The 19,456-nt window shown below is 67.7% G+C and carries 14 protein-coding genes, 1 tRNA gene and 1 pseudogene; 10 read left to right on the top strand and 6 right to left on the bottom strand.

All coding sequences use genetic code 11. The features are described from left to right. Window positions 1–53 precede the first annotated feature (53 nt). A pseudogene (locus LU699_RS11400) lies at window positions 54–1,974 on the bottom strand (SLC13 family permease). On the opposite strand from LU699_RS11400, the gene LU699_RS11405 reads away from it, so the two are divergent. Beyond that, complete coding sequence (locus LU699_RS11405; RefSeq protein ID WP_232580172.1) at window positions 1,973–3,358, top strand: FAD/NAD(P)-binding protein; 1,386 nt, start codon at window positions 1,973–1,975, stop codon at window positions 3,356–3,358. The pseudogene LU699_RS11400 and the gene LU699_RS11405 sit on opposite strands and share 2 nt — an antisense overlap. Window positions 3,359–3,361: 3 nt before the next feature. On the opposite strand, the gene LU699_RS11410 is transcribed toward LU699_RS11405, so the two are convergent. Further along, a complete protein-coding gene (locus LU699_RS11410; RefSeq protein ID WP_232138053.1) occupies window positions 3,362–3,955 on the bottom strand; it encodes a hypothetical protein in 594 nt (197 codons plus the stop codon). Between the two features lie 131 nt (window positions 3,956–4,086). Between LU699_RS11410 and LU699_RS11415 the strand changes: the two genes are divergently transcribed. The 5 genes from LU699_RS11415 (at window position 4,087) to LU699_RS11435 (ending at window position 11,145) form a co-directional block, all read left to right on the top strand. Next, window positions 4,087–5,055, top strand: a complete 969-nt coding sequence (locus LU699_RS11415) for a helix-turn-helix transcriptional regulator (protein ID WP_232138052.1) — start codon at window positions 4,087–4,089, stop codon at window positions 5,053–5,055. A gap of 153 nt (window positions 5,056–5,208) precedes the next feature. Further along, the gene (locus LU699_RS11420) at window positions 5,209–6,030 is read left to right on the top strand and encodes a patatin-like phospholipase family protein (protein ID WP_232580173.1); all 822 of its coding nucleotides are present in this window, start codon (window positions 5,209–5,211) and stop codon (window positions 6,028–6,030) included. Window positions 6,031–6,290: 260 nt separating this feature from the next. Beyond that, window positions 6,291–6,653 carry a hypothetical protein gene (locus tag LU699_RS11425; protein WP_232138050.1) on the top strand — a complete coding sequence of 121 codons (363 nt, stop codon included), beginning with the start codon at window positions 6,291–6,293 and terminating at the stop codon, window positions 6,651–6,653. Window positions 6,654–6,764: 111 nt separating this feature from the next. Continuing rightward, window positions 6,765–8,873 (top strand): prolyl oligopeptidase family serine peptidase, encoded by a 2,109-nt coding sequence (locus LU699_RS11430; RefSeq protein WP_232580174.1) that lies wholly within the window; start codon window positions 6,765–6,767, stop codon window positions 8,871–8,873. A 73-nt stretch (window positions 8,874–8,946) separates the two neighbouring features. Beyond that, window positions 8,947–11,145: a S9 family peptidase gene (locus LU699_RS11435; protein ID WP_232138048.1), complete on the top strand. Its 2,199-nt coding sequence runs from the start codon at window positions 8,947–8,949 to the stop codon at window positions 11,143–11,145. 100 nt (window positions 11,146–11,245) lie between these two features. Here the strand turns inward: LU699_RS11435 and LU699_RS11440 are convergent, their stop codons facing one another. After that, on the bottom strand, window positions 11,246–12,502 hold the full coding sequence (locus LU699_RS11440) for a serine hydrolase domain-containing protein (RefSeq protein WP_232138047.1): 1,257 nt from the start codon (window positions 12,500–12,502) through the stop codon (window positions 11,246–11,248). Window positions 12,503–12,639: 137 nt separating this feature from the next. Between LU699_RS11440 and LU699_RS11445 the strand changes: the two genes are divergently transcribed. The 4 genes from LU699_RS11445 to bfr all read left to right on the top strand — a co-directional run bounded on the left by LU699_RS11445 (window position 12,640) and on the right by bfr (window position 14,334). Beyond that, a tRNA-Met gene (locus tag LU699_RS11445) sits at window positions 12,640–12,716 on the top strand. Window positions 12,717–12,859: 143 nt separating this feature from the next. After that, on the top strand, window positions 12,860–13,459 hold the full coding sequence (locus tag LU699_RS11450; protein ID WP_425491234.1) for an RNA pyrophosphohydrolase: 600 nt from the start codon (window positions 12,860–12,862) through the stop codon (window positions 13,457–13,459). Window positions 13,460–13,531: 72 nt separating this feature from the next. Beyond that, the gene (locus LU699_RS11455) at window positions 13,532–13,744 is read left to right on the top strand and encodes a (2Fe-2S)-binding protein (RefSeq protein WP_232138046.1); all 213 of its coding nucleotides are present in this window, start codon (window positions 13,532–13,534) and stop codon (window positions 13,742–13,744) included. 116 nt (window positions 13,745–13,860) lie between these two features. Beyond that, entirely contained in the window at window positions 13,861–14,334 is a 474-nt protein-coding gene (gene bfr / locus LU699_RS11460) for a bacterioferritin (protein ID WP_232138045.1), read from the top strand. A 42-nt stretch (window positions 14,335–14,376) separates the two neighbouring features. Here the strand turns inward: bfr and LU699_RS11465 are convergent, their stop codons facing one another. The 3 genes from LU699_RS11465 to LU699_RS11475 all read right to left on the bottom strand — a co-directional run bounded on the left by LU699_RS11465 (window position 14,377) and on the right by LU699_RS11475 (window position 19,423). After that, on the bottom strand, window positions 14,377–16,908 hold the full coding sequence (locus LU699_RS11465) for a hybrid sensor histidine kinase/response regulator (protein ID WP_232138044.1): 2,532 nt from the start codon (window positions 16,906–16,908) through the stop codon (window positions 14,377–14,379). A gap of 13 nt (window positions 16,909–16,921) precedes the next feature. Further along, window positions 16,922–18,736, bottom strand: a complete 1,815-nt coding sequence (locus LU699_RS11470; RefSeq protein WP_232138042.1) for an EAL domain-containing protein — start codon at window positions 18,734–18,736, stop codon at window positions 16,922–16,924. A gap of 105 nt (window positions 18,737–18,841) precedes the next feature. After that, on the bottom strand, window positions 18,842–19,423 hold the full coding sequence (locus LU699_RS11475) for a DUF4126 domain-containing protein (protein WP_327058894.1): 582 nt from the start codon (window positions 19,421–19,423) through the stop codon (window positions 18,842–18,844). Between the last annotated feature and the right edge of the window lie 33 nt (window positions 19,424–19,456).

The raw sequence follows: 19,456 nt of genomic DNA on the forward strand, positions 1-19,456 counted from the left end.
ATCCCGTCGGGTGTTCGCCCGGCAGCGTGCCACGCGGCCAGGCCGCTGCACAGTCAGAACGGAAAGAAGCGCGGGATCAGCAGCGTTGCGGTGACCAGGAAGATGATGTTGAGCGGCATGCCGATCTTCACGAAATCGCTGAACCGGTAGTTGCCGGCGGTGTAGACCATCGTGTTGGTCTGGTAGCTGATCGGCGTGGCGAAACTGGTCGACGCGGCGAAGGCGACCGCGATGAGAAACGGTTTGGGATCGACGCCCAGCGAGTCCGCCGTGGCGATGGCGATCGGCACCACCAGCACGGCCGAGGCGTTGTTGCTCATGAACTCGGTCAGGGTCGAGGTCATCAGATAGACCGCTGCCAGGGTCGCCGTCGGACCGTAATGCCCGACGAGGTTGATCAGGTGGTTCGCCGCGAGCGCCGCGCCGCCGGTCTTCTGCAACGCGATGCCGAGCGGAATGATGCCGGCGAGCAGCAGGATCACGCGCCAGTCGATCGCCTCGTAGGCTTCGTCCGGATCGAGCAGACGCAGCACCACCAGTGCGACGCAGCCGAGCAGGGCGGAGGCCACGATCGAGGTCCAGCCGAGTGCGGCGGCGGCAATCGCGGCCGCCATGACGATCGCCGACAGCGTCGCCTTGGTCGTATCGACCTTGCGCTGCGTACGCGCGCCCAACACGATCAGGCCCCGGTCCACCCGCAGGTCGTCGATCGATTTCGCCGGTGCATTGAGCAGCAGCACGTCGCCGACGTGCAGTGGTACCTGGTCGAGCGGTTTGTGGATCCCGAGCTGGCGTCGATGCAGGCCGTGCACGCGTGCGCGGTAGGTGTGGCCGAAGCGCATACCCGACAACGTGTGGCCGATCAGGTGCGAGCCCGGTGCGACCATCGCCTCGACGTGCAGGCGTTCCGCGTTGACGTCGCCGTCGAGATCGCGGGCCACGTGGTCGAACTTCAGCTTCAGGGACTTGCGCGCCGCGTCGATGTCCTGCCACAGGCCGCGCAGCAGCAGGCGATCGCCGGCCTCGACGCGCACGTCCGATCCGCGCATCGCAGCGCCGTTGCGCAGCACTGCGAGCACGGTCACCTCGGTGTTGTGTTCGGACAGCACTTCATCTCGCCGGCGACCGATCACCGCGGCGCCGTCGGCCACCAGCAGTTCGGCGACGTAGCGGCCGATGTGGTCGGCCGTATCGCTGCCGGGCACGCCGCGGTCGGGCAGCAGCAGGCGACCCACCGTCATCAGGTACAGCACGCAGATGCCGACGAACACGATGCCGAGCGGCGCGAACTCGAACAGGGTGAAGCCGATGCCGGCGGTCTCGCGCGCCATCGAATCGACCAGCAGATTGGTCGGTGCCGATCAGGGTGCACACGCCGGCGGTCTGCGACATATAGGACAGCGGGATCAGGAATTTCGACGGCGCCCAGCGGTTGGCCGTCGTCGCTGCGAGCACCAGCGGCAGGAAGACCGCCACGGTCGCGGTGTTGTTGACGAACGCGGCCACGCAGGTGACCAGCGCCATCATCACCAGCAGGAACAGCCACGGCCAGCGGATGCGCGCGAGCAGGTCGCCTACCGCAATCAGCGCGCCGTTGCGCTGCAGGGCGCCGCTGAGGACGAACATCGCCGCGACCATCACCGTCGCCTGGTTGCTGAAACCCGACAGCGCCTCGGGCAGGGTGACCACGCCCAGCACCAGCAGCGACGCGGCCACCAGCAGTGCGACCACGTCGACGCGCAGCTTCTCGGTCACGAACAGGAACACCGCGCCGGCCATCACCGCCAGCGTCAACCACAGATCCACGCTGCCTCCTTCGTCATCGAGTGTCCCAGCTGCCGCGCGCCGGGCGGTCCGGCCAGCCTGCCTGCGCCGCTGCGGAGGTCGGGTGAGTCGCCTTGCGGCCACCCGCGGCGCGTCATGGTACGGAAGCGGATGGGATACTGCGCATCCCGATGTGCCAGGACCGTCCATGACCGCAGCCGTACCCGCACCCGACACGCCCGGATTCGTCGACGTGCTCGTGATCGGTGGTGGCGCCTGCGGTGCGCTGGTGGCGCTGCATCTGCTGGATCAGGACGGCGTGCGTGTCGCGCTGGCCGAACCGCGGCATACGCCCGCGCGCGGCGCGGCGTACTCGACACCGCGCGCCGAGCACGTACTCAACGTCAACGCGGCACGCATGAGCGCCTTCGATGGCGTGCCGGACGATTTCGTCGCCTGGTTGCGCACGCAGCCGGAATCCGCCGGGCTCGAAGACGCGGCACTGGCCGCGCAGTTCGCACCGCGACGTGTTTACGGGCGATATCTGCAGGCGCGGCTCGATGCGCATCCCGCGCGCGCGTCGATGGCCCTGCATGCGGAGGCGGTCGTGGATCTCGAACGTCAGGGCACCGGCTTCATCGCGACGTTCGCGTCTGGCGCGCAGTTGCATGCGCGCGCCGTCGTGCTGGCCACAGGCAATCTGCCCGCGGCATTGCCGGGCGGTGCGCCGGTCGGCGCGTCGGTCGAGGCCTGGGATTACGAGGCGGTTGCCGCAATCGCGCCTGATGCGGACGTCGGCATCATCGGTGCAGGCCTGAGCATGGTCGACGTGCTGCTGACGTTGCAGGCGAACGGCCATCGCGGGCGCGTGCTCGCGATCTCGCGCAATGGCCTGATGCCGCTGGCGCACGCGCCTGGCACCGTGCCGCAGGCCGGCGGCGTCGATGCGCTGATGCCGCTCGGTGTGCGCGTCCGCATGCGGATGCTGCGGCAGTGGGCGGCCGATGCGGTTGCGCAGGGACGTCCATGGCAGGACGCGGTCGAGCGCCTGCGGCCGCACGTGCGCGCGCTGTGGCAGGCCTGGCCCGAGCCCGAACGCCGCCGCTTCCTGCGGCATGCGGTGCGGCAGTGGGACATCCATCGCCATCGCATCGCGCCCGGCGTCGCGGCGATCGTCGACGACATGGCGGCGGCAGGCCGGTTCTCGCTGCAGGCCGGACGGCTGTCGCGGATCGAAGCGTGCGACGGTCGGGTTTCCATCGACTGGACGCCACGTGGCGGCGCGCCGGTTACCACCGTCGTCGATGTCGTGATCAATGCGACCGGCATGGAAAAGCGACTTGCGCGTGCGCCGGGCCGGCTCCTGCCTGCATTGCACGCGCGCGGTCTGATCGCGCCCGGGCCACTCGATCTGGGGCTCGCGACGCGTGGCGACGGCGAAGTGCTCGATTCGAACGGTGAGGTCGTGCCGGGCCTCTGGACGCTCGGCGCGACCCGCATCGGCGACCTGTGGGAAACCGTCGCGATGCCGGAATTGCGCGGTCAGGCCGAGCGCGTGGCGGTCGGCGTGCGACAGGCACTCGCCGACCGCTGACCGCTACAGGCAGTACTGCTGCAGGCGCCGGAGTTCCTCGCTGGTCAGCTCGGCGTCGCCGCCGGTGCCGAGGTTTGCGATGTTGCGGCGGATCTGCGGGCAGGGATCCTGGGTGTAGCCGGCGCCGCCGAACAACTGGCCGATTCCCTTGGCGATGTCCTCGGGCGTGATCGAGCGCCGCATCGCAAAACGCCCATCGACGCTGGGCGGCGGGCGACGCCGCAGCGGATCGTGCGCGAAGTCCGCCGCCGGCGCCTGCTGGCGCGCCCAGTCACCGGCCTGTTCGAGCAGCGCGCTGGCGGTCGGCAACGGCGCGGCGTCTTCGATCGACGGGCGCTCTACTTCGACTGCCTGCAATGCGCTGCTGCGTGGCGCACGCGCCGGCAGCGGAGTCGCGGTATTAGACGTGGCGGGGACGGGCGAGGGCGGCGGGGTGGGCGGCGGAAGGACCGGCACCGGTCGCTCGATCCAGGTCACCGTCAGCGCGTCCGTTTCGCGAGCGGGCGACGTCTGCCGCAGGGTCAGCAGCCACCACGCGATGCCCACATGCACCAGCACCGTCGCGGCCAGCGCGATGCTGACAGTCCCATTCCGCATTCCCTGCGCCATGTCGATCCGGTCGAACTCCGATGGCGGAGTCTAGGGTCGCGGCCCGGCGGACTGCGTTAACCACCGGTTATCCGCACGCGGTCACGCCGTCGCCGCCGACTGGCGCCATAATCGGCCGCATGGACCGATATGAACGCATTCTCTCGCTGCATCGCATCCTCAAGACCTCGCGCTATCCGGTGACGGTGGCCAAGTTGCAGGACGAGCTGGAATGCTCGCGTGCAACGGTCTATCGCGATCTGGCCTTCCTGCGCGACGCGTTGATGGCGCCGATCATCGGTGACGGCGACGCGGGCTTCCGTTACGACAACGACGAGGGCGGGCGCTTCGAACTACCGGGCCTGTGGCTCAGTTCCGAAGAACTGCATGCACTGCTCGCGGCGCAGCAGCTGATGTCGCGCAGCAGCGGCGGGGTGCTGTCGAGCGCGCTCGCCCCTTTGCAGTCGCGCATCGAGAAGCTGCTCGACGAACATTCGGCCGGCAAGCAGTGGCCCGTGCAGCGCGTGCGGGTGATTCCGCATCGCGGCCGGCGCATGGACGAGCACGCGTTCCGCAACGTCTGCTCGGCGGTGCTGCAGCGCAAGCAGCTGTCGTTCGAATACCGCGCACGCTCGACCGACGAGCGCACCAAGCGCACGGTCTCGCCGCAGCGCATCACCCACTACCGCGACAACTGGTATCTCGATGCCTGGGACCAGGATCGCGATGCGCTGCGCAGCTTCTCGGTCGACCGCATCACCAACGCGCGCGTGCTCGCCGCCGATGCGCGCGACATCGACGACGCCGAACTCGACACGCATCTGGCTGGCAGCTACGGCATCTTTTCCGGTCCGCCGAAAGGTATCGCGACGATCCTCTTCAGCGCCAAGGCCGCGCGCTGGGTCGCCGACGAACACTGGCATTCGCAGCAGCAGGGCCGGTTCCTGCCCGACGGCCGCTTCGAGCTGAAAGTGCCCTACAGCGGCGCGCGCGAGCTGTTGATGGACGTGCTGCACTACGGCGCCGACGCCGAGGTGATCGAGCCGGTCGCCCTGCGCGAACAGGCGCGTTCGTTGCTGATGATGGCGCTGCAGAAGTACGAAGGCTGAGCACCTGCTCAATGTCCTACTGCGCTTGCCAGCTGGCGCGCGTGCGGTGCTCGGACTGCTCACGTACCACGCGTACGCTGCGCTTCCTGCGCTCCGCCACACGTCACCTGGCGGTGCTCGCAACGGACCTTGAACAGGTTCTGGAGCCAGCGCATGACAATGCGTGAGCCTGTCGCCCTGGCGCTGGGCGCCGGCGGTGCGCGTGGTCTGGCGCAGATCGGCGTCATCGAAGTGCTGGAGGAGCGCGGCTTTCCGATCGTCACGATCTCGGGCGCGTCCAGCGGTGCGCTGGTCGGCGGCGTCTATGTGGCCGGGCGCCTGCGCGAGTTCGATGCACGCATCCGCGCGATGTCGCGGCGGGATTTCATCCGCCTGCTCGATCCCGGCTTCCGGCGTGCGGGCGTGCTCGCCGGCAAGCGCCTGGTCGAAACGATGCGGGAAGTGGTCGGCGATCCGCTGATCGAAACACTGCCGATCGAGTTCACCGCGGTCGCGGTCGATCTGCAGCGCCAGCGCGAAGTCTGGATCCAGGACGGTCCGCTCTGGGATGCGTTGCGCGCGTCGTTCGCGATCCCCGGCGTGTTCACCCCGCATGTCGTCAACGGACGGCCGCTGGTCGATGGCGGTCTGCTGGCGCCGTTGCCGATCGCCGCGACGCGACTCTCGGACGCGACACGTCTGATCGCGGTCGACATGCACGGCTGGCCGACGCAGCCGCCCGGCACACCGGCACGGCAGGGCGAAGCGCAGCTCGACACCGACGCCGCGCCGCATGGCCTGATCGAAGTCATGTCGCGCTCGCTCGACACCATGCAGGCGCAGATCTCGCGCGTGCAGCTGGCGCTCGATCCGCCCGAGCTGGTGATCCGCATTCCGCGCGACGTCTGCCAGTTCTACGAATTCTGGCGCGCCGCCGAACTGATCGATATCGGCCGCCATCAGGCGATGCGCGCGCTGGACGAAGCCGGCTACTGAGCGGCTGACCGCCCGATGTAATCGGCGAGCGCTGCTTCTTCCGGGAGGGAGCCTGTCCCGGCTCCGATCCGGGGTCGATGCGCTTCACGCGGCGGTGGGCGCGCGGCTTTCAAGGGGTCTCAGCGGTCCGGCTCCAGCTCAGCGCGCGAATCTTTTTCCTCGGACAACGCCAAGGGTCGCAGCCCATGAGATGCGCGCCGCACAGACTGCGGCCATGCCCAGCTGGGCCATCGATCACCGCGTCCACAGGAGCTGCGCAGATGTTCCGTATCGCCAATGCCTCGCCCGATGTCGATGTCCCCGCAGATGCCGCCCTGCATACGCTGCTGATCGGCGCGCTGTGTCTCGGCGCGGTCGCGCTGCTGTCGTTCCCCGGTTTGCGGACCGGTGTCACTGCGGTCGGCTGGCCGCCGCTGTGGCTGATCGGCATGCCGGCGGTTGCCTGGCTCACCCTGTTCCTGCGTCGCCTGCCGCGCCGCCGCAAGCTGGCCTCGTCAGCGGTCTTGCGGCGGCGTCGGCCAGGCCTTGCCCAGGCCCAGCGCCGGCCGGTGTCGCGTCGTCGCGGGCGGATCTCGGTGCGTGCGGCCCTGATCGCAGCCGGGCTGCTGCCGCTGCTGCGCTGATCCCCACCGGCGGCCTGCGGCGCTGCCGGATCGTGACTTTGGTCATGCGGCTCGCAGCCATGCTGCGTGCTAGCGTTGGCGGTTATCCGTCCATGCGCCACCGGAGTCGCCATGTCCCAACTGTCCAAGCTCTGCCTCGCCGCCGGTATTGCCGCCGGCCTGTCGATGGGCGCCGCATCTGCCCAGGAGGCCGCCGTGTCCGATCCCCACCAGTGGCTCGAAGCCGTCACCGACGAGAAGGCGCTGGACTGGGTCCGCGCGCAGAACGCCAAGTCCGAAGCCGAACTGGCCGCGACGCCCGAATTCAAGCAGCTCGAATCCGATCTGCTGGGCATCTACGACTCCGACGACAAGATTCCCGCCGTCTACAAGCAGGGCGAGTGGTACTACAACTTCTGGCGCGACCGGAACCACGAGCGCGGCATCTGGCGCCGCACCACGCTCGAGGAATACCGCAAGCCGCAGCCGCAGTGGGAGACTGTGCTCGACCTCGACGCGCTCAACAAGGCCGAGGGCGAGAACTGGGTGTGGCACGGCGCGAGCTGCCTGCGTCCGGCCTACACGCGCTGCCTGATCGCGCTGTCGCGCGGCGGCGCCGATGCCGACGTCACCCGCGAGTTCGACGTCGCGTCGAAGTCCTGGGTCGAAGGCGGTTTCTTCCGCGAGGAAGCCAAGGGCGCGCTGGGCTGGATCGACCAGGACAACGTCTACGTCTACACCGATTTCGGCGACGGCTCGCTGACTTCCTCGGGCTACCCGCGCATCGTCAAGCAGCTCGCGCGCGGCCAGTCGATGGACCAGGCCACGCTGGTCTACGAAGGCAAGCCGGACGACATGTACATCGCCGCGATGCACGACGACACGCCGGGCTTCGAGCGTGACTACGTCAGCCGCACGCTGGCCTTCTACAACGACGAGCTCTACCTGCGCGGCGCCGATGGCCAGTTGACCAAGATCGACGCGCCGAACTCGGCCAACAAGTCTGTCCACCACGACTGGCTGATGCTGGAACTGCGCGAGGCCTGGGAAGTGGGCGGCCGCACGTATCCGGCCGGCTCGCTGCTCGCGGCGAATTTCGACGCCTTCATGGGCGGCAAGCGTGAGTTCGACGTGCTGTTCGAGCCGAGCGAGACCACCTCGCTCGCCGGCGCGACGTGGACCAAGAACCACCTCGTGATCAACGTGCTCGAGGACGTCAAGAACAAGCTCACCGTGCTGACGCCGGGCGCCAATGGCTGGGCGCGCAGTGCCCTGGCCGGCGTGCCGGAACTCGGCACCGTCGCGGTCAGCGCCGTCGACAGCGACGAGTCCGACGCGGTGTGGATGACGGTCACCGACTACCTGACGCCGAGCACGCTGATGCTGGCCGAGGTGGGCGGCAACTCCTCGCCGGAAACGCTGAAGACCATGCCGGCGTTCTTCGACGCCAGCACGCACGAAGTCGAGCAGCACTTCGCCACGTCCAAGGACGGCACGCGCGTGCCGTACTTCCTCGTGCGTCCGAAGGACATGCAGCTCGACGGCAGCAATCCGACGCTGCTCTACGGCTACGGCGGCTTTGAGATCTCGCTGACCCCCGGCTATTCCGGCGGCGTCGGCAAGGGCTGGCTGGAGAAGGGCGGCGTGTACGCGGTTGCCAACATCCGCGGCGGTGGCGAGTACGGCCCGCGCTGGCACCAGGCGTCGCTCAAGCAGAACCGCCACAAGGCCTACGAGGACTTCGCCGCGGTCGCGCAGGACATGATCCAGCGCAAGATCACCTCACCCGCGCACCTGGGCATCCGCGGCGGCAGCAATGGCGGTCTGCTGACCGGCAACATGCTCACGCAGTATCCGGAGCTGTTCGGCGCGGTCGTGATCCAGGTGCCGCTGCTCGACATGCAGCGCTATCACAAGCTGCTGGCAGGTGCGTCGTGGATGGCCGAGTACGGCAATCCGGACAAGCCGGAAGAGTGGGAATTCATCCGCACCTTCTCGCCCTACCACCTGTTCGATCCGGCGAAGGACTATCCGCCGACGCTGATCCTGACCTCCACCCGAGATGACCGCGTCCACCCCGGCCACGCCCGCAAGATGATGGCGAAGATGTCCGAAGCCGGTAAGGACGTGCGTTATTACGAGAACATCGAGGGTGGCCACGGCGGCGCTGCAAACAACCGCCAGGCCGCGCACATGGACGCGCTCTACCTGACGTTCCTGTGGCAGCAACTGGGCAAGTGATTCGATCCTGCACCGGCCGCTTTCGCGGCCGGTGTTCTTTCTGGCGTTGCATCGGCAGCGAGTGGACCCACCTATGAAGACATCTTTCCCGCGCGCGGCCCTGTTTCTGGCCGCGCCGTTCCTGACGAGCCTGAGCCTGATGAGTGTTTCTCCTGCTGCACACGCCACCGCGCCGGTCCCGCCCGACGCCGAACAGCGCCCGCACACCGTCAAGGCGCCGCACGGCGCGGCGCGCGAGGACGTCTACTACTGGCTGCGCGACGACAAGCGCGAAGACCCGGCGATGCTGGCCTATCTCAATGCCGAGAACGCCTATGCCGACGCGATGCTTGCGTCGCTGAAGCCGGTCGAGAACACGCTATACGACGAGATCGTCGGCCGCATCCAGCAGGACGACAGCTCGGTGCCGTACCGCGACCGCGGCTTCTGGTACTACTCGCGCTTTGAAACCGGCAAGGACTACCCGGTGCACGCGCGCCGCGCCGATGGCGCCGGTGTCGATGCGCTGTCGATCCAGGCCGCGAACGCCAAGGCCGATTTCAGCGGCGAGCAGGTCATGCTCGACGTCAACCAGCTGGCCGACGGCAAGGATTACTACGCGGTCGGCGACTGGGACGTGACACGCGACAACCGCATCCTCGCCTACGCCGACGACACCAACGGCCGTCGCCAGTACACGATCCGTTTCAAGAATCTCGAGACCGGCGAGCTTTATCCCGAATCGATTCCGGGCGTGTCGGCGAACCTCGTGTGGGCCGACGACAACCGGACGCTGTTCTACGTCGAGAACGATCCGGAAACGCTGTTGACCGTGCGCGTGAAGAAGCACGTGCTCGGCACGCCGGTCGCCGATGACGTGCTGGTGTATGAGGAAAAAGACGACAGCTTCTACATGGGCATCGACCGCACGCGCGACGACAAGTACATCGTTATCGGCGTCGGCAGCACCGTGTCGAGCGAAACGCGCTACGCGCCGGCCGACAATCCCGAGACCTTCGCCGTGCTCGCGCCGCGCGCGCGCGATGTCGAATACGACGCCGATCATTACGGCGGTCGCTGGGTGATCCGCACCAACGCCGACAAGGCGACGAACTTCAAGCTCGTCACTGCGCCCAGTGATGCGACCTCGCGCCGTCAGTGGACCGACTTCGTGCCGCATCGCGACGATGTCTACATCGAAGGCTACGAGCTGTTCGACGGCTTCACCGCGATCGAGGAGCGCGCCGAAGCGCTGACCCGCGTGCGTGTGCTCAAGACCGACGGCAGCGATGAATTCGTGCAGGCCGACGAGCCGGCGTATGCGATGGGTCTGGCGGTGAACTCCGAGCCCGACACCGATTGGCTGCGTTACGGCTACACCTCGCTGACCACGCCGGCGACGACCTTCGAGGTCAACACGCAGACCGGCGAGCGTCGCCAGCTTAAGCAGCAGGCGGTGATCGGCTACGAGCCGTCGAACTATGTCACCGAACGCGTGTGGACGACGGCGCGCGACGGCAAGCGCATTCCGGTGTCGCTGGTCTACCGCAAGGGCTTCGAGAAGAACGGCACCGCGGCGCTGCTGCAGTACGGCTACGGCAGCTACGGCGCGTCGATGGATCCGGGTTTCTCGGTCACCAATGTCAGCCTGCTCGACCGCGGCATGGTCTACGCCATCGCGCACATCCGCGGCGGCGAAGAGATGGGTCGCGCCTGGTACGACGACGGCAAGTTGCTCAACAAGATCAACACCTTCACCGACTTCATCGACGTCACCGACGATCTGGTGAAGCAGGGTTATGCGGCACCCGATCGCGTCGCGGCCTACGGCGGCAGCGCCGGCGGTCTGCTGATGGGTGCGATCTCGAACATGGCACCGGAGAAGTACCGGGCGATCCTGTCGCAGGTGCCGTTCGTCGACGTGGTCACGACGATGCTCGATCCGAGCATCCCGCTGACCACCAACGAGTACGACGAGTGGGGCAACCCGGAAGAGAAGCGCTACTACGACTACATCCTCGGCTACTCGCCGTACGACAACCTCGAAGCCAAGGCCTATCCGGCGATGTTCGTCGGCACCGGCCTGTGGGATTCGCAGGTCCAGTACTGGGAGCCGGCGAAGTACGTGGCCAGGCTGCGCGATCTCAACACCGGCGCGCATCCAGTGGTGTTCCGCACCAACATGGAAGCGGGTCACGGCGGCAAGTCGGGTCGCTTCCGTCGCTACCGCGAATCGGCGGAGATGTACGCCTTCATGCTCGACCAGCTGGGGCTCGACGCGGCGACGCGCTGATCCCAGCACCGCGTAGAAAGAAAACGCCCGCAGAGATGCGGGCGTTTTGCGTTAGGCAGTCGCCAGATGCATCACGCGCGTGACGCGAATACCCGGAGCGTCAGCGATCGAACGCCAGCAGATCGTGCCCGGTGGCAGCGCGCACGATGCGCCGATAGACGTATTGGCCGCTGCCGCCATTGGTCACCACGACGGTGCCGCGTCGCCGCGTCGCATCGCCCATCGCGAAGGTCTTGAAGATGCCGCCGTTGCTGCCGGAATGGTGGAACACCGGACCGTCCGGCGTCGGCTCCACATTCCAGCCCAGACCTTTCGCGCTCCATGGCGTCGCGCCGATCGTCTGCGGCGTCAGCATCGCCTCGCGCGTGGGGCTTGTGAGTTCCCACGACGCGCGCTGTGCGCCGCGCGCCATCACCAGCGACACGAACGTCGCGTAGTCGCGGACCGTCGTGCGCAGGCTGGCGGCGGCGTTGGCGAGAATGTCGCCCGCCCAGTTGACCAGCCCCGGCGGTGTGTGGGCCTGGACCTCGGGCAATGCACGCATGGCATCGTCCCAAGTCCATGCCGACAGCGGTCTGCCATTGCGTCCGGCGATGCGCTGGGCCGCACTCCACTGTTCGCGCAGCATCTGCGTGGGCGTGCCTTCGTCATCGGCATCATGGGTGCGGTGACCATGGACCGATCGTGCGGCCATTGCGTCGTCCCATGCGTAGCTGCTGTCGCGCATGCCGGCGGGGCCGAACAGGCGCGCCTGCATTGTCTGGTCCAGGCTCTGGCCGGTCAGGGTTTCGATCACCAGCTGCAACCAGACGAAAGCTTCGCCCGAATAGTCGATCCGCGTGCCGGGTTCGGCCTGCGGCACCAGCAGCTCGGTCGCCGGATGCGGTCGCCAGTTCGGCAGGCCGGTCGTGTGACGCAGCACATCGCGTGCGGTGATGCGGTCCAGCCAGAGATGCCGGCCGAGATAGTCCGGGCGTCGATAGGCAACGAGCGGCCGGTCGAGATCGATGACGCCCGCATCGGCCAGCTGCAGCACCAGGTAGGCGAACACCGGCTTGCTCAGCGATGCCGCCTCGAACAGGGTGTCGGCCTGCACCGGCGTGCCGCGTTCGACGTGGGTCACGCCGAAGCCCTGCTGCCAGGTCACCTTGCCGTCCTCGACGACCGCGATGGCAAGGCCGGGCACCGCGAAGGCCGCCATGACCCGCGGCAGGTCCGCCAGCAGCGCCGGGGCGGGGATCCAGCTCTGCGCGCTGTCCCCGGACATCGATGCCGATGCCAGATGCCATGGCAGCAGGCCGGCAGCGCCGGCGAACCCGATGAAACGACGACGACCGGCATGGACGATGGAGCGCATCGCCGCATTGGACTGCGTCGGCGACCGGGCGGCAAGAGGGGGGGTGATGGCGGCGGCGGACCGCGTGCGCGGATTGACGCAGGCCCGGGGCTTGGGCAGAATGCGCGGCTCGTCGCGGGAAGTTCCGCACGACCGATGGCTATGTAGCTCAGCCGGTTAGAGCACGTCACTCATAATGACGGGGTCGGTGGTTCGAGTCCACCCATAGCCACCAACGCGAAAGCGTCGCCGAAAACCCGCCAGATGGCGGGTTTTTTGTGGCCGCGCATCGGCGTTCAGTTCCGGCTTGTTCCCCGGGGCGGCGCGTGGCAGAGTCGATGCCAGTGACGCAAGTCAATCGCATTAGGAGTCCGCATCGTGATCGATCCGGACGGGTTCAGGCCCAATGTCGGCATCGTGTTGATGCACCCGGACGGCCGTGTTTTCTGGGCGCGTCGGGTCCGGCGTGATGGCTGGCAGTTCCCGCAGGGCGGGATGAACACCGACGAGACGCCGCTCGAGGCGATGTATCGCGAGCTGCGCGAGGAAACCGGGCTGCTGCCCGAACACGTCGCCGTGCTCGGCGCCACGCCCGGCTGGCTACGCTACCGCCTGCCGCAACGCGCGATCCGCCGCAACGACCGTATCGTCTGCGTGGGCCAGAAGCAGGTCTGGTTCCTGCTGCAGTTCGTCGGCGAGGAAGCGCATCTTCAACTCGATCTCACCGAGACGCCGGAGTTCGACCACTGGCGCTGGGTCGATTTCTGGTATCCGCTCGAACACGTGGTGATGTTCAAGCGCGGGGTCTACACCAGCGCGCTCAGCCATCTGGCCAAGTACGCCCGGCAGGTCGCCGGCGCACAGGCGATCCCGCAGCCTGCGATCGAGACCCGGCCGCGCAGCCGTCGGCCGCAGCGCCGGGGCGCGCGTCGCACGCCGGACGTCGTGGTGCGCGGCCGCGATGACGGCGCGGGCTGAACAGTTCTTATTTGACACTGATTCTCGTTTATGGCGGAATGGCCACTCCAGCCCTCCGCCAGGACAACAGCCTTGTACGTGTGCATCTGCAACGGCGTCACTGACTCCCAGATCCGTCAGGCCGCAGCCAATGGCTGCCGGGAAGTCAGTGAACTGACGATGCGGACCGGCTGCGGTGCGACCTGCGGCAGCTGCCTGGATATGGCATCGGGCCTGCTCGACGACTTCCACGCCGCGCGTCGTGCGCCGGTCATCGATCTTCCGCTGATCGCCTCGGCCGCCTGAGGCGGCATCCGCGCGGCGCCGGTCTGCGCCGACTAATGATCACGATTCGCGTTCCGTCATCGCCATCGACGGATCGCTAGAGTGTGCGCATTCCGCGATATCAGGAGCATCCCTCGATGAAGGGCGACGCGCAGGTCATCCGCTTTCTCAACCAGGCGCTCTACAACGAGCTGACGGCGATCAACCAGTACTTCCTGCACGCCAAGATGCTGAAGAACTGGGGCCTCAACGAGCTCGGCAAGCGCGCCTACAAGGCGTCGATCGACGAGATGAAGCATGCCGACAAACTGTCGGAGCGGATCCTGTTTCTCGAAGGTCTGCCGAACTTCCAGGCGCTGGGCAAGCTGCGCATCGGCGAGGCGCCGGTCGAGTCGCTCGAATGCGATCTCGCACTCGAGATGGACGGTCTGCCGACCTTGCGCGAGGGCATCGCCCACTGCGAGAACGCCGGCGATTTCGTCAGCCGCAAGCTGCTGGTCGATATTCTCGAATCGGAAGAGGAACACGTCGACTGGCTGGAAACCCAGCTCGATCTGGTCTCGCGCATCGGCGTCGAGAACTATCTGCAGAGCCAGCTCGAAGAAGACTGAGCCCGGCCCATTTCGCACGCCCGCACGCAGCGGGCGGCGACCTCAGGTGATCCCCGAGACCCGGCCTTCGCGTAGCATCCGCCGCGCACGCGCGAATTCGTTCGACACCAGCGCCACAGCCACCGCCGGGCGTTCGAGATTGCGCTCGCGGGCGCCGGCTTCGATGCGGCGCGCTGCTGCCGACAGCGACATCGCGCCGAGATTCGCACTCGACGACTTCAGCGAATGCGCGGCATCGCGCAGGCCGTCGTAATCGGGACCATCGACCGCGTTCTCCAGCGCCGACAGCAGGCGCGGGGTGTCGTCGAGGAACACATCGATCAAGCGGTCGACTTCGTCGCCGAGCACGGTACGTAGATCGTCGAGCACCTCGTGATCGATGACCGGTGGCAGCGGGCCACGGTCCACGACCAGTGACGGCATCGGAATCGCAACGGCCATCTGTTCGGCTTCGGCCTGGGCCTCGTCCGAAGACTGCGGACGAGGCTGCGTCGGCACGGTCCACTCCGCGGCCGACATCGGCTCGCTGACCGGAGCGAGCGCCGGCGACGCGGGTTCGACGACCGCAGGTGCGGTGTCCGGATCCCACCAGCGATAGATGCAACGTTCGAGCTCGCTGCGCGTGACCGGCTTGGCGAGGTAATCGTCCATGCCTGCATCGAGGCATTTCTGGCGGTCGCCGGCCATCGCATTGGCGGTCATCGCGATGATCGGCAGGCGGCGCGTGATGCGCTCGGCGGCTTCGTGCTCGCGCCAACGACGCGTCGCGGTGTAGCCGTCCATGACCGGCATCTGGCAGTCCATCAGCACGATGTCGTAGCGCGACGCGGCGATCCGCAGCAGCGCGGCTTCGCCATTGCTGGCGGTGTCGCAAGTGATGCCCAGCACCGACAGCAGGCGCTGGCCGACCATCAGGTTGACCGGATTGTCTTCGACCAGCAGCACGCGCGGCTTGCGCGGCCCACTGCCGCGCGCGGCATCGGCGGAGGCTTCGGCAGCCGGTGCCGTCATAGGCGCGGGCGAGAATGCGGGGGCTGGCGTTTCGTAGACAGGTTCCGGCGGGGGCTCATATGCGGATGGCATCGCGGGTGTCGATGTGTAGACGTCGAGCGGCGGCGCGTAGGGCGGTTCGACCGGCACCTGAGGCGCGCTGTCAGTACCGAGCACGGCCTCGCGCAGATCGGCATCGGGCGACTGCCGGCTCAGCAGCGTCGCGCCCTGGCGCAGTTCTTCGGAGACCGTCTCGTCGCCGTACAGGCACACCAGACGCAGATCGCCATAGGCCGCCTGCCGGGTGACGTTGCGATACAGGGCGACCGCGGTATTGCGCATGCCGGCGAGATCCGCGACGACGACGGAATAGGCCCACGGCGGTCCCTGGTTCGCGGCTGTGCGCAAACGGTCCAGCGCCTCCTGCGTGGTTTCCACCGAGCTCACGCGCAGGCCCCAGTTGGGCAGCAGCATGCTCAGGCGCAGGCGCAGACGCGGATCGGCGCTGAGCAGCAGCGCGCGGCCGTCGCGCGGGCTCGCGTCTTCGACCGGCATGTCGCCCTGCGCCTTGCGCAGCGGAATCTCGAACCAGAACGTCGAGCCAGCGCCGGGCTCGGAGTCCACGCCGATGCGGCCGTCCATCAGTTCGACGATGCGACGCGAGATCGCCAAGCCCAGGCCGGTGCCGCCGTATAGGCGCGTCGTCGACGCGTCGGCCTGGCTGAAGGCCTGGAATAGCCGCGAACGGCCTTCGGTGCTGATGCCGATACCGGTGTCGCGGACTTCGAAGCGTAGTTGGTGCTGGGCCGCGGTTTCGCCGAGCCGGCGCACCTGCACCGACACGCTGCCGCGCTCGGTGAACTTCACCGCGTTGCTGATCAGATTGCCCAGCACCTGGCGCAGACGGACCGGATCACCACGTACCGGTAGACGCACGACCGGATCGATCTGCAGGCCCAGACGCAGGCCCTTGGTCTGCGCGGCGCGCTCCATCACCTGGATCACACCGTCCATCAGTTCGCGCAGGTTGAAGCCGGTGACTTCGAGATCGAGCTTGTTCGATTCGAGCTTCGAATAGTCGAGAATGTCGTCGACGATGCGCTGCATCTGCTGCGCCGACATGTAGGCGGTGCGCACGAGTTCGGCATGGTCGGGCGCGAGTCTGGCGTGCATCAGCAGATCGAGCATCGGCGTGATGCCGTTGAGCGGCGTGCGGATCTCGTGGCTCATCGTGGCGAGAAATTCACCCTTGGCCATCACCGCCGATTCGGCCTCGTTCTTGGCCTGGCGGAGTTCCTTTTCCAGTTCGGTGCGTTCTTCGAGTTCGCGCTGCAGTTCGTTGAGTGCGAGTTCGTCCTGGCGCAGGCGTTCGTCTGCAGCTTCGAGTTCGCGCACGCTCTGGTGCATGTGCACGCTGACGCCGATCGATGCGACCACCGCGACCAGCGCCAGCACCAGCGCGATCACCTGCCACGGGCCGGGCACCGCGAGCGCGGCCAGCACCATCGTCAGCGCCGCGCCGCCTGCTGCGCCGAGCGCGAGCCAGCGCAATACGAGAGCGGACGGGCGACGGCGCGCGATCATGCGTCAGCGGGCCCTAGAGCACGGAGTGGTGGAAGTCGAAGTCGAGCACGTTCGCGACGCGCTGGACCAGATTGCCCTGGATGAAGTCGATGCCGCTCATCCAGAGCGTCGCGGCCGCCTGTGGGTCTTCGACCTGCTGGCCGATCACCTGCAGTCCGAGCCGATGCGCGTGCTCCACTGCCACGCGCATCTCGTCGCGCACGCGCGGTTCGTCGAGCTGGCGCGAGTAGCGCGCAGCCAGGCGCACGAAACCGAGTGGCAGCTGTGCAAGCAACGCGTCTGCTTCTTCGCTGGCGCTGTACTGGCCCAGGCAGAGCTGCACGCCGGCCGGCACCATGCGCGCGCAGAAATCCTGCAGCGACAGCGCGTGGATCAGCGCATCGTCCTGGCGCACGTCGATGACCAGCGATGCGCCCGGCACACCGGACCGTTCGATCTGCTGCAGCAGCCAGTCGGCATAGCCGCCCTGGATCAGACTGCGCGAGGACTGCGATACGAACAGCCGCATCGTGCTGCCGACGCGCTGGCGCTCGATCAAGGTCGCGATCGCAAGCTCGATCACGCGGCGGTCGATTTCCAGCAGCAGGCCGGCGAGTTCGGCCGCCGGCAATACGCGCGCGGCGGAATGCAGTTCGCCATCGCGACCGCGCAGGCGCAGCAAAGTCTGGTACTGGGCTTCGTCGCCACCGGCGACGGCGACGATCGGCTGGAACGCGAGTTCGATGCGCTGTTCGGCGAGTGCATCGCGCAGATCGTCTGCGAGACCACCTTGCGCTTCGCCGGGCGCGACGGTCGGCGCAGGCATGTGCACCGCGATACCGACCGGCGTGCCGCGCGATTCGCGCAGCGCCTGTTCGGCGGCGGCGAGCGCGCTGCCCGGGTCGTCGTAGCCGTGGGCGAGATCGGCATACCCGACCAGCGCGCGCAGGCGGATGGTCTGGTCGGCAAGCGGGAACGGATGGCTGCCAATGCCATCGCGCAGGCTGCGCGCCCAGGCGTCGAGATCGATGCGCGCCACATCCGGCGCGAACACCAGAAACGTGTTGTCATTGAGACGCGTTGCCGACGCATCCACTACCAGCGTGCGCAGGTGGCGCCCGGCGTCGGTCAGCACGGTCTCCAGACCCGCATAGCCGTAGCGGTCGCGCAGCGCGGTGATGCCTTCGACTTCAACGAAGCCGAGCGCACCACGTGCCGTGGACGGAAACGCGTCGGCCAGATGCTGCAACAGCTGCAGACGGCTGTTGAGGCCGGTCAGCGGATTGCGGCCGGGATCGGGCATCTGCTGCAGCGCGCGGGCGCGGCGGATGCGGTTCTGCACCGCGGCGATCAGATGGCGCGGACGCACCGGCTTGGTCAGGAAGTCGTCGGCGCCCACTTCGAGCGCTTCGAACTGGCGCTCGGGATCCGCATCGCCGGTCAGGAACACGACCGGGATATGCGAGAACGTCGGCTGGCCACGCAGCTGCGCGGTCAGTTCGGAACCGTCCATGCCGGGCATGTGCAGATCCATCAGCACGAGGTCGGGCTGGAACTCGCCCAGCGTCGCCATGAACTCGTTGGCTACGGCGACCACGCGCGCCTGCAGGCCGGCGCCGTTGAGCACGCTCTCGGCGAACAGGGCCTGGCTGGGATCGTCTTCGACGATCAGCACGCGATACGGCGCTTCGACCGATTCGCGCGTCTGCACATTCGAAGGTTGCGATTCTTCACCCGCCGCTTCGGCGGGATCGCCGGGCAGCGTGGGTTGACCGGCGTCGGCTGCCCAACGCCGCCAATAGGCGGCGGGCGGAAACTCGGCGCGGTGCTTGCTGTCGGCTTCTGACATAGGTGCGGCACTGTGACGCGATGTGGGGGATGAGGCAACTTTAACCGCTACCCCTTGAATCGCGTCGCCAGAAGCGGCCTGTCACGCCTGCCGCGCCACCTTCGATCAGCCGCGCGCAGCCTTCGGTGCGCGACGCAACAGACGCCGCCACAACCACCACACCGCGACCGCGCAGGGCAGCACGAACGCAGCGACCAGCGCGAGTGCGAGCCATGGCGAAATCAGCGCCAGCGACAGCGCGCCGACGGTGACGACATCTTCCGTGGTCGATGCGGTGAGATTGCTGATCGGCTCGGGCGAGGCATTGAGCAGCAAGCGGCTCCCGGCCTTGAGCGCGTGGCTGGTGAGCGCCACGCCGGCGCCGGTTGCGAGCATGCCGGCGCCCAGATCGCCATCGGGCGACAGCGTGGCCGCGGCGAGAAACGCGCCGGCCGGCACGCGCGCCAGCGTCTGCAGCAGATCCCAGCCCGAGTCGACGCCGGGAATCTTGTCGGCGAAGAATTCCACCAGCGCCAGCACACCCGACACGCCCAGCACCCAGGGCGACGCCGCGGCTTCGAGCGCCGGCGGCAGGTCCAGCCAGCCGAACACGCCGGCCAGTCCGACACCGAACACCGTCAGATACGCGCGCACGCCGGCCAGCCAGGCGAGCAGCACACCAGCGGCGAACAGATGGGCTTCGGACATCGCGACGCTCCGTGGCGAACGACAACGGGTGCA

The sequence above is a fragment of the Luteimonas fraxinea genome, assembly GCF_021233355.1.
Lineage (GTDB): Bacteria > Pseudomonadota > Gammaproteobacteria > Xanthomonadales > Xanthomonadaceae > Luteimonas > Luteimonas fraxinea.